The organism is Flavobacterium sp., from assembly GCF_027483985.1.
In the GTDB taxonomy this organism is placed as follows: Bacteria; Bacteroidota; Bacteroidia; order Flavobacteriales; family Flavobacteriaceae; genus Flavobacterium.
The window spans coordinates 81,185-94,700 of the sequence record NZ_JAIXTJ010000043.1 but is presented as its reverse complement, the minus strand read 5'-3'; the positions used below and the strand labels follow the sequence as shown (position 1 = coordinate 94,700).

Sequence of the window (13,516 nt, the reverse complement as noted above, 5' to 3'; positions counted from 1 at the left end):
ACAATCTGAAACTATACAATCACTATGCCCGTTAAAATTTTAATGGTTTGCTTAGGCAATATATGCCGTTCGCCTTTGGCAGAAGGACTTCTCGCTGCGAAACTACCTAAAGATAAATTTCTAGTAGATTCGGCAGGAACAGGTCATTGGCACGTTGGAAAACAACCCGACGAACGCTCTATAGCTACAGCCAAAAAAAATGGTTTAGATATTTCTCAGCAAAGAGGCAAACACTTTACACCCAAATTTTTTGAAGAATTTGATTACATCTATGTAATGGATGGAGCGAATTATGATGACGTACTTTTCTTAGCGAAGAACGAACAAGATAAAAATAAAGTTCAACTAATACTTGACGAATTATTTCCTGGAGACAAAGTAGATGTTCCAGATCCTTATTATGGTTTACAAAACGGATTTGATATGGTGTACGAAATGCTAGATGAAGCTACAGACAGCTTAGCTAAAAAACTAATCGCAAAACACGTTTAATGAAACCAGCAAACCTTAAAGGAATTTTATACCTAATACCAACGACTCTAGGCGAGAGTAATCCACACGATGTATTGCCTCAAACGGTTAGAAGAGCTATCGAATTTATAGATTGCTACATTGTTGAAAACGAAAAATCAGCTCGAAAATTTATTAAAAGCATTAATCCAGAGAAAGTACAATCGTCATTAGTGCTAAGTTCTTTAAACAAACACACCGATGTTTCTGAACACAACGAAATGATTCAACCGTGTTTGCAAGGAATTAATGTAGGTTTAATGAGTGAAGCAGGTTGTCCTGGCGTTGCTGATCCTGGAGCGGTTATTGTAAAGTTAGCACACGAAAAAGGCATTCAAGTAGTTCCGTTGGTTGGACCATCGTCCATACTTTTAGCGATGATGGGAAGCGGAATGAACGGTCAAAGTTTTGCTTTCAACGGCTACTTACCCATAGATAAATCAGATAAAAAAGCGGCCGTAAAAAGTTTTGAAAAATTATCTTTCGATAAGAATCAGTCGCAAATTTTTATAGAAACGCCTTACCGCAACAATAAATTTCTAGAAGATCTATTGCAAACACTGCAACCGAATACTCATTTATGCATAGCTGCAGATATCACACTTCCTACAGAATACATCAAAACAATGAAAGTTTTTGAATGGAAAAAAACAACCATCGATTTACACAATCGCCCAACGATCTACATTATTCATAAAATGTATTAAGCTATTTTAAAACAACTTACAAAATCTTAACTTGTTAAATAAATGTTAATTTAATTGGCTTTATTGTAAGAATCATTTTTTTTTTTTTCAACTTTACAATGGTTAACCAAAAAACTATTTATAAATTTAAACCATTATTAAAATGAAAAAATTAATGTTTACAGCTATCGCATTGGTAGCTTTTAGTAGTGTATCAATGGCAAATACGATTGCTGATGAAGAAGTTATTAGACAAATAAATTTGCCAAACAGTGAATTAGTATTAAATCAAAAAGTTAATGCAGCAGTGGTAAAACCTTTTTGGGAATGTATGGTAAATTGGGCTAAAGTTTATAAAGCATACTTAGATATGTTAGGACCAGAACAAGCAGGAAATATTGCAGATGGAGTTTTTGATGCTTGTATAAATTATCCACTATAAATCAAGTTTTATTTATTTTAAATTTTTAAATTATGAAAAAAATCTTATATGCAACAATTTTTCTTCTTGCTATTTGTAATACTAGTTTGGCAACTGAAAAAAAAGAAAATAATAAAAAAGAAAGAAAAACATATGTTAAAGCATCAAACAAAAAGTCAAAAAAACAAGCAAAAACTTGTGATTTATGCGGATACTGCTTTAAAGTTCAACAAGATGTAAAAGAAACTTTTACTGAAATTTATCCTAATGAACCTGACTTTGTTAACTCATTGGCGTTTGGCGCTTTTGTGGGTTGTATGAAAGGAGGTAATTAATTAACAATAATAAATAGTTGGATAATTTAATAGATAATTAAAAAAAAATGAAAAAAACAATAATTATTACTTCATTTTTAATGAGTTTCTTTTCAATTTTTTCACAAAATACTTCTGGAAGAATTGTATACAAAATAGAGATAGTGACCAATGAAAAATTATTGGAAGCAGATAAAAAATTTGGAATAATTGCAGATGCTATTAATGCAAGTAAAAGTATTGAATATAATTTAGATTTTAACATTAAAGAATCTATTTTCTATCAAGTTGAAGATTTAAAGGTTAATCCATTAGCAGCAAATACAGTAAATTCTTTTTGTACTCCATTTGATTTAATCTACAACAATGTAGATTTTAAAGAAATTTTATGCGCAAAAAATAGTTACAATAGCCTTTTTGGGAAAAATGATTTTGTTATCAAAATAGAACCAATATTAAATTGGGAACTTACTAACGAAACAAAATATATCGATGGCTTTTTGTGTTATAAAGCGAAAACATTAAAAACAAAGAAATATTTAGAAAAATTATACTCAGAACCTGTTGTGGCTTGGTATTGCCCTTCTTTGCCTTATTCATTTGGACCTACACAATACTCTGGCTTGCCAGGTCTTATTTTAGAAATTCAAGAAGAAAAAGTAACAATTGGATTAAAATCAATAGATTTCAAAAAGTTAGTAAATATTGTAAAACCAACTGCAAAAAGGATTATTTCTTTAGATGAATTTTATAAAATTACAAGTGAGAAAATAGAAAATATGCTTCAAATGGCAAAGGATAATGATAAGTAATAATATTTATTTGATATATAAATTTTATTTTTTTTTATTTATATGTAAATCATTTTCACAAAACCACACCATTACAGGTGTGGTTTTCGACGATAAACAAAGACCTCTAGAGTCCGCAAACATTATAGCTAAACCACTTCAAGAAAAAGCAACGTTAAAATTTGCTATTGCAGATAATAAAGGTCGCTATAGATTAGAGTTAGAAGACAATGTAAAATACGAAATAACTGTTTCCTACATTGGTTATACAGAAGAAGTAATAATTCTAGAAACCAACTCAACCATAACTACACACGATTTTAAACTAAAAGCAACTGGTGAAGTACTCAAAGAAATTGTTATCAAACACGAGTACAAACCCATTGTAATAAAGAAAGACACACTTACCTACGACATCAAAGCTTTTGCCAATGGCAATGAGCGAAAAATGAAAGAAATTCTTGAAAAACTTCCTGGGGTTGAAGTAGATAAAAAAGGAAATGTAACTGTTCAAGGTAAAAAAGTTACCAAAATGATGGTAGAAGGAAAATCATTTTTTGGTGGTGGTTCTAAACTTGCTGTAGAGAATATTCCTGCTGATGCACTTGATAAAATTGAAGTTATCGATCACTTTAATGATGTGGGGTTTATGAAACAAGTTTCAGATAGTGATGACTTGGCTATGAACGTAAAATTAAAAGAAAATAAAAAGAAGTTTGTTTTTGGAGATATTGAAGCTGGAGCGGAAGTTGCAAACAATAATGGTTTTCATTTAGCACATGCTGGTTTATTCTATTACGCTCCCAAAACCAATTTGAGTTTTATTGGCGATATCAATAACATAGGTAAAAGCACTTTTACATTTGAAGATTTAATGCGTTTTCAAGGTGGCGTGAGTAGTTTTTTATCCGACAGAAAATCATTAACCAATTTGTTTTCTTATACTAATGACAATACAGATGTAGTTCAAAATAAATCACAATTTGGCGCACTCAATTTTAGTTTTGATACTTCACCAAAATTAGCCATTTCTGGATTTGGTATATTCTCTAAAGTATTTATGCAGTCCAAAATTGAAAGTGAAAATGACTATCTTCAAAATACCACAATCTCATTTGAAGACAAACTTCAAGATAACAAATCAAGAAGTATATTAGGAATAGGAAACATAAAGTTAGATTATTCACCGAATAAAAAAGAAAAAATCTATTATAATTCTCAATTTCAATCAAGTGCCAATGATATTGACAACATCATCAATTCAAGTACAAATGTCAATTCAAATACTTTTGAAACTATTTCTAAAGCAGATAATGTTGCAGTAAAACAGTTTGTTGAATGGCACAAAAGTTATAACGAACATCATACAACCACACTTGTAATTAATCAAGCCTACGAAAAAAATACGCCACAAAATCGTTGGTTGACCAATCAAACTTTTTTAACTGGATTAATTCCTTTACAAAATGACACCAACTATACTATTGACCAAATTAAAAGAGTAAAAAGTAATAATGTTGATGCTCTTTTTAAACATTATTGGATAGTAAACAACTTTAATCATTTATACACTAATGTTGGAAACAATTATATAAATTCAAATTTTGAAACATCCGAAAAGCAATTATTAACCAACGGAACTATCAACAATTTTGGAATTGATGGTTTCGGAAATAATGTAAAATACCAATTAAACGACGCTTACATTGGACTAGAATATAAATTCAAAATAGGAAAATGGACGAACAAACCAGGATTATATTGGCATTGGTACAATCTTAATACTAACCAAAACCAATTAGATTTAACTATTTCAAAAACCTTATTACAACCACAATTCAATAGCGAATTTGAATTTAATAAATCGGAAAGTTTAAGTTTCAATTACAAACTCTCTAATACATTTCCAGAAGTAAGCCAAATGGCCAATCAATTTACTTTGCAAAGTTATAATTCAGTATTTAAAGGTAATGCACTTTTAGAAAACGAACAATATCATGCAGCCAACTTGAGATATTCTAAAATGAATATGTATCGAGGTATTATTTGGAATGCTACAGCAAGCTTCAATAAAAAGGTTAAAACTACAAGAAATGAAATTCAACTTAGCGGAATAAATCAATTTTCTACACCTATTTTAACCGATAATCCTGAAACCAATTGGAGATTTATGGGTTCAGTAAGCAAAAAAATCTATCGTTTTAACTTGAAATTAAACTCTAATTTAAGTTGGTTTAACTATTTACAATCAGTAAATAATGTTATAACTTCAAATGATAGAAATAATCAAACTGTTGGATTGACCTTTAAAACAGCATACAAAAAATGGCCAGACATAAGCATTGGTTATAACAAAGGTTTCAGCCAATTTAACGGAATTACAAAAAGCAATTATAAATCAGATGAACTAACTTCAGAAGTTGAATTTACTTTCAAAAAATATTTTACTTTTAGAATAGATTACGAAAATTTAAAAAATACAGATAATTTTAATCAAACCAATTTTTATGATATTGCCAATACCTCACTGCGTTATCAAAAGAAAAATAGTCCATTTGGTTTTGAGTTATTTGTCAATAATTTATTCGACAACGAGGTAAAAAACGATTATTCTTTTTCTGATTTTATGATTACCGAAAGAAGGACTTTTGTTTTACCAAGAGTTTTTATGCTTTCCGTAAGTTATAAATTATAACTTATTTAATCTTCGGATGACTTTCTGGCTTGATATTATGAGTTTCATAACCACCAAACTCTTTCATATAAGACTTTACAGAAGTTCCGTAATTGTCCTTACATTTTTTTCTTCCGTTAGATTCTAGAAATTTTCTTACCGAACCTGCTCCACCAAGATGCGCAGCTGCTAAAATACCTGATTCAGTAATTCTTACTCCATCAATCATTTTACCACGATATTCTTTGATTACTTCTCTTAATTCCCATTTGTTTTTCTTTAACAAGGCAATAAAAGCTTTCTCTTGTAATTTAGGATTTCTTAAAAACAACATACTATCTTTTATACCGATAGAAGCTAACGTAGAAGTACCAAATTGATATTTTCCTAAATATCCTAAAGAATTTACTTTACCGTACTTTCCTTGTGATTCTTTAAAAGCAACCGCTTCTTTAAAACCAATAAAATATTTGCCAGTAAAAGGGATAGAAGTATTGATGTAATCGGAAGGTTTTTCTGAAGGAAATTGATACAACAATTCTTCATTTTCGTCTACATAAAACCAGTTATGATGAAAAGATTCTATTGGTTTAAAAGCAGAACTTATAAATCCAATTAACACAACGATTCCTATGTAAAACGACCATCTATTTATCATATTTTGTATTTTCCAAGTGCTGTCACCATCTTGATATTGACGGTGCAAATATACAACATATTTTTAAATAAAATTGAAAATCAAGCAGTTAAAGTTTTCTAAAAGTAAAAACCATACCATTTAACACGCTGTGAACCATTGAATTCAATCGTTGGAGCAGGAATTTTAATAGCATTAAAAATGGAGAAAAAAGTCTTTAAAAAATGTGATTTTGTTTGAATTTTTGTCAAATCTGCATCCAAACTAAGGTAAAATTGGCGCTCTCTTTTGTAAAAAGGAAGGGATAAATCGGCAGCTGTTTCACTTCTTCCAGCGACCAAACCTTTAGCACCATATCCAACAGCCAAATTAAGCCATTTGGGTACTTTTGATGTCTTAAAAAAAGAATGTAAATTCATCGACAACCAATAGGTTTGGCCATTATAATCTTTTAAAATTTGTTCCGACAAAGTACTTCCCAAAGTATTCGGACGAACAGCAGCAAAAGAAGTAGTATGAAAGGAAAACTTCGGAACGATGCGTTGCTCTTCCCAAAGCAATTCTTGAGAAACATAAAGAGCAGTTCCACCTGCATTTGCAATTAAATCACCAGAAGATGCACCCCATTCTTGTGAAAAGCCATCAAAAACTTCAACGACGGTCAAAAAAGCAAATCCGACCGAAGAACCATATAAAAGTTGGTTTTTTTTACTACTTCCACTCCACTTCAAAGCGTTAGCACCATAACTTCCCAAATGATAAGCTGAAAACACGTGACCTGCTTTATCCATTTGAAGCCATTCATCATTATCATTAATAAAATGAAAGCTAGACTTTGGATAATCAGCATACCAAAGCTGATTTAAACCTACCAATCCAGCAGAAGCTACAGCAGTCTCGGTTAAGATAACGGCACGTTGTCTTGACTTATTTAACGAATCTGAAGGTTTGAAAAAAGAATCGAATTTATTTTGAGAAAATCCAGTAGCACAATTTAATAAGTATATAAAGGAAAATAAAAGAAATTTAATTTTCATAAAATTAATCGTATTCCAAAAATAATAAATCTAATTCTTTAATAACTTTAAAATCAGCATCAGCAGTAATAAAAGGTACAGCTAACTCAATTGCTGTAGCAGCTATAATTGCATCTGGCAATTTAATTTTATATTTTTACTTTAACTATATTGCTTTTTTCTTAATTTCTGTACTCATATCAATAACAAAACATTCGTCGATAATACTTTGCATATTGGATTTTTGAATTTTGGAAATATTAAAAACACCCAACAATTCCATTTCAGAAATGAAGGAAATCCCAATATTGTAATCTAAAAAAGGTTCAACTATTGAATTTCCTTGCAAAGTAAAAATTAAGAAGTTAGTATCGGCTAAAAAATCAATCCCACTCATTTCTTAACTTTTTTTGAAAAGAAACAGCATCTACTGCAATAGGATGTTTTCCAAAAACAGTTCTTAAAGATTTTTTTGATTTGGATTTGGTAAACTGCAATAACATTTTTTCAACTTCAATTTTAGTTGTCTTACTCTTGATTATTATTGTCATAACTATCCTTTTTTATCAAAGTTACATTTTAATTTTAAAAATAAATCCATTAAGAGCTATTTTTAACATTATCGCTTTGTTCCGGTTCCATTCAACCAATCTGCATACTTTTTAGCATTCACCTGATGTTGTGCATATGTAGAAGCAAACTCGTGGTAACCAAATTTTTCTACACTCGCACAAAAATAAATGTAATCATTATTGTCTGGTGTCAAAACGGCATCGATTGCATCAATATCAGGCATCGCAATTGGTCCTGGCGGCAAACCTTGATTTACATAAGTGTTATAAGGTGACGAAATCAATAAATCGTTATACAACACTCGTTTAATCACTTGATCAAAATCGTTATCTCTAGATTTTAAAGCATAAATCACTGTTGGATCAGCTTGCAAAGGCATTCCTTGTTCTAATCGATTCAAATATACTTTAGCCACAACTGGTCGTTCACTTTTTTTAACGGTTTCTTTATGCACAATGGAAGCTAACGTGATTACTTGAACTGGTGTCAATCCTAAATTTTCTGCTTTTTGCAAACGCTCTTTAGTCCAAAAATTAGTGTACTCTTTTAGCATCTTTTCACGAAATTTCTCGGCAGAAACGTTCCAATAAAACTCATATGAATTTGGAATAAACATTGCAATAACATTGTCTTTGGTGAATCCATTTTGTTTCAAGAAAAGTGAATCTCTAAAAGTAGCTAGTAATTTGGTAGTATCGGGCTCGATTTGCGAACTAATTCTAACACACAAATTTTCTAGACGTTCCTGATTGTTAAAAGCTAATTTCACCGGAACATTGCGACGCATCGCAGCTACAAGCTTAAAATTACCCATTCCTTTTTTAAATAAAAAACGGCCTGGTTTTACGTTTTGATCATATTTTCTAAGACTGGCCATCATTTCAAAACCACTCATATTGTCAACGTAGGGCGAAACAATTCGTTTTACATCCTCATAAGTAGCTCCTGTTGGAACTTCTACATACAGTTCTTCTTTCGAAAATTTAGTATTGGAAGAAAAAAACTTGATGAAAATAAAAGCAGCTACAACAAGGAACAGAATGCCTCCAATTCCTAAAATGGTTTTTAATTTTTTATTCAAAACAGATATAAATTTTAATGTTGATGATTGATTAACTGAAAAAATGCTTCGTCTTGAAAGGAATTATTCTGATAAATCCAATCTTTCTTGACGCCAATTTTCTGAAATCCAAAAGTAGTAAAAAGGTTTAAACTTGCTTCATTGTCAACACCAATATTTGCATAAAGTTGATGCAATTGCAACTGATTAAAACTATAATCGATTAATAAACCAAGTGCCTCCTTACCGATTCCGTGGCCTCGATTGGTTTCATTTTGTATTAATATACCAATTCCGGCACGATTATTCACAGGATCAAAATCAAATAAATCGATTAATCCTACAGCTTCAAAAGTGTTATTTTTGCAAATTGCAAGCCGCAATTGCTTGGCTTCATAAAGATCTTGATGCGCATTTTCAAGATATTGACGAATCAAAAATTTGCTGTAAGGCGTTTGTGTATTACTCATATTCCAAATAGATTCGTTGTTTTCTATAGCATAGACAAACTCCAAATCCTCTGGCTCGAGTGCGCGTAAATAAATGTTTGTTCCTTTAAGTGTTATCATCTAATTAGTAATCATTAATGTGAGATTCCTACGGAATGACATAATTGGAAATTTTTACAATTCAATTTTACCTTCAAACACAAACGTTGCTGGTCCGATTAAGAAAACGTTTTCAAAACCTTTAGTCGTTTTTTCGAAAGTAACTTTTAATGTTCCGCCTTCCACATCAATAACAATACTATTTGAATTGGTTTTCCCCAAGACATTCATTGCTATAGCCGTTGCCGTTGCGCCAGTGCCACAAGACAAAGTCTCGTCTTCTACACCACGTTCATAAGTACGCAATCGAAAATGATTTTTTGAAATTTGATTCACGAAATTCACATTACTTCCTGCTGTTCCATACAAATCAGAATATCGGATTTCGGCACCTTTTTCTTTTACTTTATAGTGTTCCAAATCATTCACCAAAGTCACGTGATGAGGCGAACCCGTATTTAAAAAAACATACTCTGAAGCAATTTTAACCTCATCAACATCTTTCATTTGAAGCGAAACTATGCCATTTTCATCTAATGTGGCGTGATGCAAACCATCGGTTGCAATAAAAGTAGTTTGATTTTGAATGACGTTTAAACTTTTGGCGAAAGCCACTAAACACCTTCCACCATTGCCACACATCGAACTTTCGTTACCGTCAGAATTATAATAGACCATTCTAAAATCTACGTTCTCGGCAGATAAATCTGTCGAATTGTCATTTTCTAATAAAATTAATCCGTCAGCACCAATACCAAAACGGCGGTTACACAGTCGTTCAATGAGTTTGGTATCGTTTTTGGGAAAGAAATTTTGACGATTATCAACCATCACAAAGTCATTTCCGGTTCCTTGATATTTGTAAAATTGGAGTTGCATTTTTTTATATTAAATCATTAAGAAAATGAAGTGAATTAAGTTTTGTGTAAATGCAGTAAAACTTATCACAAGTTACTACTCACTAATCACTTTTAAAAAAACAAAGTTACGAATATTAATGATACGTTAAAGTCTGTTAAACGAGCGTTAAACTGAATTTGTGAAAATAATAAATTACTAATTTTGATGTTAAATGATTTAAAACAATTTAAAAAATGAAAAGATTATCAAGTTTATTTTTAGTGTCTTTGTTAAGTGGTGCCACAACACTTGGCGCTTATAAATTATTTATTGAAAAAGAAGGAAGTGGAAATTCGATTATCACCCAAGCACCAATGAATGCTACAAGAGCAGTTGGAATGGGTGCAGAAAATATAGATTTTACTGCAGCAGCAGAAAATGCAATTCATACCGTAGTTCACGTAAAAAATGTTTCAACTCGAACCGTTTACAACAATTCTATTTTTGACTTTATTTATGGTTCACGTGGTGGACAACAACAAGAGCAAATTGGAACAGGTTCAGGTGTTATTATTTCAGAAGATGGCTATATTGTAACTAACAATCACGTAATCAAAGACGCTTCCGAATTGGAAGTTACTTTGAACAATAATAAAGCCTACAAAGCGAAATTAATTGGAACCGATTCTAAAATGGATATTGCGTTGTTAAAAATTGATGCTGAAGAAAAATTACCCTATTCAACTTTTGCTAATTCAGATCAAGTCAAAGTGGGCGAATGGGTTTTGGCAGTCGGAAATCCATATAACTTAACTTCAACAGTTACTGCCGGAATAGTTTCTGCAAAAGCTAGAAATTTAGATGCCAAAGGAATTCAATCGTTTATTCAAACCGATGCTGCTGTAAACCCAGGAAATTCAGGTGGTGCGTTAGTAAATACCCGTGGAGAACTAATCGGAATTAACACGATGATTTCTTCACCAACCGGAAGTTATGCTGGATATTCTTTTGCTGTACCGTCAAACATTACCCGCAAAATTATCGAAGACATTATGGAATTTGGTAATGTTCAAAGAGGTATCTTAGGTGTTGAAGGAAGCGAATTGACTGGCAACTATTCCAAAGAACTCGGAATTAAAGAAAGCGAAGGTTTTTATATCAATAAAATCAATAAAAATTCAGGTGCTGAAAAAGCGGGTTTGAAAAAAGGCGATATCATAAAAAAATTAGACAATCAAAAAATTGCTTCTTTTGCAGAATTATCAGGTTATATTAATACGAAACGTCCAAACGATAAAATTAATGTTACTTATGTTAGAGATGGACAAACTAAAGTGGTTGCGGTAACTTTAGTTAAAAATGACATTATCCAAACCGACTTTAAAGGATTAGAATTGGAAAGCATTTCAAATGAAGATAAAAAACGATTTAGAATTGATTACGGCGTAAAAATTAAAGAGGTCAATAACGAACGCCTTCAACCTTATAAAGATGAACTAGAAGGAAGCATCATTCTATCCATCGATAATTCCAAAGCTACCGATGTTGAAACGGTTTCCAGAATCACCAACAATAAAGATGAAAACCAAGGAACAAGTGTGCAATTAATGACTAAAAACGGTCAAATCATTAGAATAATCATCTAAAACGTTTCTATATAAAAGGTAAAAACCATTCTGTTTTTTTCAGAATGGTTTTTTTGTTTAAAAAAAGTTACGAAATAATTTCACGAAAACGTTATAGTTAATTACTTTTGCACCGAAATATTCAAAATCTGAAACAAATTCAGAGCGAACACAACTAAACAATTTATTATTTCATGAGCGACAACAATTTATACGAAAAAGAACTTGCTTTTCAAGCCGACAGAAGAAAAGCCGGAGTAGAATTCATTAAAATCATCAGTGATTTATGGTACGATAAGTCAATTGAATTGGTACTTTTTAGAAATCAATTGATTGACAGAAACGTAAGCGACATTATGAACTTGCACGAATATGCAGGCGAATTTGTACAAAAACCAATCAATGTTTTCGACTCAGTTGAAATTGCAAGAGCTATTTTAAATTTAGATTTACCACCATCGAGAATAGATATCGGTAAATTGACTTTTGAATACCATTTAGAAGACAATAAATACAATGACGCACGAGCTTTTGTAATTGACAAATTAAAAGACGCTAAAAAATCGCAAGACATCAAACCAAAAGATGTAGTGCTTTACGGATTCGGAAGAATTGGTCGTTTGCTAGCACGCGAAATGATGAGTAAAATTGGAAAGGGACAACAACTCCGTTTGAGAGCTATTGTAACTCGTGATAGAAACGACGCACAATCACTAGAAAAAAGAGCTTCTTTACTTAGATATGATTCCGTTCACGGTGACTTTGAAGGTTCGGTTAACGCCGATGCCGAAAATGATGCCTTAATCATTAACGGAACAACAGTTCACATTATTACAGCAAATTCTCCTGAAGAAATTGATTATACAAAATACGGAATTGAAGATGCCTTAGTAATCGATAACACTGGAGTTTTTACAACGGAAGAAGCATTACAAAGACATTTAGTTTCTAAAGGTGTAGACAAGGTGCTATTAACAGCACCAGGAAAAGGTGTTCCGAATATTGTTTATGGCGTAAATCACACTGATTATAATCCAGATACGGTTACTATTTTTTCAGCAGCATCTTGCACAACCAATGCTATCACGCCTATATTAAAAGCAGTTGAAGATACGCTTGGAGTGGTAAAAGGGCATTTAGAAACTATTCATGCATATACCAACGATCAAAATTTGGTAGACAACATGCACAAAAAATACCGTCGCGGAAGAGCTGCAGCTTTGAACATGGTAATTACAGAAACAGGTGCTGGAAGTGCTGTTGCAAAAGCGTTACCAAGTTTAGCAGGCAAATTAACTTCTAATGCCATTCGTGTTCCGGTTCCAAATGGTTCTTTAGTAGTTTTGAACCTTGAAGTTGGAAAAGAAACATCGGTTGCAGAGGTTAACAACATTATGAAACAATATGCTCTGGAAGGCGAATTGGTAGAGCAAATTAAATATTCTCTAAATAACGAATTGGTATCATCTGATATTGTTGGAACTTCGGCACCATCAATATATGACAGTAACGCTACTATAGTTTCTAACGATGGAAAAAATATTGTTCTTTACGTTTGGTACGATAATGAATACGGTTACAGTCACCAAGTAATTAGACTAGCAAAATATATTGCTAAAGTAAGACGTTATACTTACTACTAGCAGATAGAGTACTCAAAATAAAATTCCGTTTCATTTACTTGGAACGGAATTTTATTTTTATATAATAACCAACCTTTGAATTCCCATTTTATCAAACATTAAGTAGCAAAACAGTCACTTTCCAGCATTGTTTATTAAAATCTAATTAATTTTCTAAACAAAAGTCACTATTTTACAA

At 31.6% G+C, this 13,516-nt stretch carries 16 protein-coding genes; 8 read left to right on the top strand and 8 right to left on the bottom strand.

The genetic code is table 11. The annotated features are described in order from the left end of the window. Positions 1 to 24 precede the first annotated feature (24 nt). The 6 genes from Q0050_RS11770 to Q0050_RS11745 all read left to right on the top strand — a co-directional run bounded on the left by Q0050_RS11770 (position 25) and on the right by Q0050_RS11745 (position 5,417). Entirely contained in the window at positions 25 to 492 is a 468-nt protein-coding gene (locus Q0050_RS11770; protein WP_298395911.1) for a low molecular weight protein-tyrosine-phosphatase, read from the top strand. Then, the gene (locus Q0050_RS11765) at positions 492 to 1,217 is read left to right on the top strand and encodes an SAM-dependent methyltransferase (protein ID WP_298395908.1); all 726 of its coding nucleotides are present in this window, start codon (positions 492 to 494) and stop codon (positions 1,215 to 1,217) included. The genes Q0050_RS11770 and Q0050_RS11765 overlap by 1 nt, the downstream gene beginning before the upstream one ends. A 142-nt stretch (positions 1,218 to 1,359) precedes the next feature. Next, a complete protein-coding gene (locus Q0050_RS11760; protein ID WP_298395905.1) occupies positions 1,360 to 1,638 on the top strand; it encodes a hypothetical protein in 279 nt (92 codons plus the stop codon). A 32-nt stretch (positions 1,639 to 1,670) separates the two neighbouring features. After that, the gene (locus tag Q0050_RS11755) at positions 1,671 to 1,952 is read left to right on the top strand and encodes a hypothetical protein (RefSeq protein ID WP_298395902.1); all 282 of its coding nucleotides are present in this window, start codon (positions 1,671 to 1,673) and stop codon (positions 1,950 to 1,952) included. Positions 1,953 to 1,999: 47 nt separating this feature from the next. Further along, on the top strand, positions 2,000 to 2,743 hold the full coding sequence (locus tag Q0050_RS11750) for a GLPGLI family protein (RefSeq protein ID WP_298395900.1): 744 nt from the start codon (positions 2,000 to 2,002) through the stop codon (positions 2,741 to 2,743). Next, a complete protein-coding gene (locus Q0050_RS11745) occupies positions 2,733 to 5,417 on the top strand; it encodes a TonB-dependent receptor (RefSeq protein ID WP_298395897.1) in 2,685 nt (894 codons plus the stop codon). Before Q0050_RS11750 ends, Q0050_RS11745 begins: the two co-directional genes overlap by 11 nt. 1 nt (position 5,418) lies before the next feature. On the opposite strand, the gene Q0050_RS11740 is transcribed toward Q0050_RS11745, so the two are convergent. The 8 genes from Q0050_RS11740 to dapF all read right to left on the bottom strand — a co-directional run bounded on the left by Q0050_RS11740 (position 5,419) and on the right by dapF (position 10,109). Next, complete coding sequence (locus tag Q0050_RS11740; protein WP_298395895.1) at positions 5,419 to 6,054, bottom strand: peptidoglycan-binding protein LysM; 636 nt, start codon at positions 6,052 to 6,054, stop codon at positions 5,419 to 5,421. Positions 6,055 to 6,152: 98 nt separating this feature from the next. Further along, positions 6,153 to 7,070 carry a DUF2279 domain-containing protein gene (locus Q0050_RS11735; RefSeq protein ID WP_298395891.1) on the bottom strand — a complete coding sequence of 306 codons (918 nt, stop codon included), beginning with the start codon at positions 7,068 to 7,070 and terminating at the stop codon, positions 6,153 to 6,155. 4 nt (positions 7,071 to 7,074) lie between these two features. Beyond that, complete coding sequence (locus Q0050_RS11730; protein ID WP_298395968.1) at positions 7,075 to 7,197, bottom strand: PIN domain-containing protein; 123 nt, start codon at positions 7,195 to 7,197, stop codon at positions 7,075 to 7,077. Between the two features lie 18 nt (positions 7,198 to 7,215). After that, complete coding sequence (locus tag Q0050_RS11725) at positions 7,216 to 7,446, bottom strand: hypothetical protein (protein ID WP_298395888.1); 231 nt, start codon at positions 7,444 to 7,446, stop codon at positions 7,216 to 7,218. Next, positions 7,433 to 7,600, bottom strand: coding sequence for a hypothetical protein (locus Q0050_RS11720; RefSeq protein ID WP_298395885.1), 168 nt, complete (start codon positions 7,598 to 7,600; stop codon positions 7,433 to 7,435). Before Q0050_RS11720 ends, Q0050_RS11725 begins: the two co-directional genes overlap by 14 nt. Positions 7,601 to 7,668: 68 nt before the next feature. Further along, on the bottom strand, positions 7,669 to 8,703 hold the full coding sequence (gene mltG, locus Q0050_RS11715; RefSeq protein WP_298395882.1) for an endolytic transglycosylase MltG: 1,035 nt from the start codon (positions 8,701 to 8,703) through the stop codon (positions 7,669 to 7,671). A gap of 14 nt (positions 8,704 to 8,717) precedes the next feature. Continuing rightward, entirely contained in the window at positions 8,718 to 9,251 is a 534-nt protein-coding gene (locus Q0050_RS11710) for a GNAT family N-acetyltransferase (RefSeq protein WP_298395879.1), read from the bottom strand. A gap of 54 nt (positions 9,252 to 9,305) precedes the next feature. Next, positions 9,306 to 10,109: a diaminopimelate epimerase gene (gene dapF / locus Q0050_RS11705; RefSeq protein WP_298395876.1), complete on the bottom strand. Its 804-nt coding sequence runs from the start codon at positions 10,107 to 10,109 to the stop codon at positions 9,306 to 9,308. 215 nt (positions 10,110 to 10,324) lie between these two features. Here dapF and Q0050_RS11700 point away from each other — a divergent pair, with 215 nt between their 5' ends. Beyond that, positions 10,325 to 11,716 (top strand): trypsin-like peptidase domain-containing protein, encoded by a 1,392-nt coding sequence (locus tag Q0050_RS11700; protein WP_298395873.1) that lies wholly within the window; start codon positions 10,325 to 10,327, stop codon positions 11,714 to 11,716. A 173-nt stretch (positions 11,717 to 11,889) separates the two neighbouring features. After that, positions 11,890 to 13,338, top strand: a complete 1,449-nt coding sequence (locus Q0050_RS11695) for a glyceraldehyde-3-phosphate dehydrogenase (protein WP_298395870.1) — start codon at positions 11,890 to 11,892, stop codon at positions 13,336 to 13,338. Positions 13,339 to 13,516 lie beyond the last annotated feature (178 nt).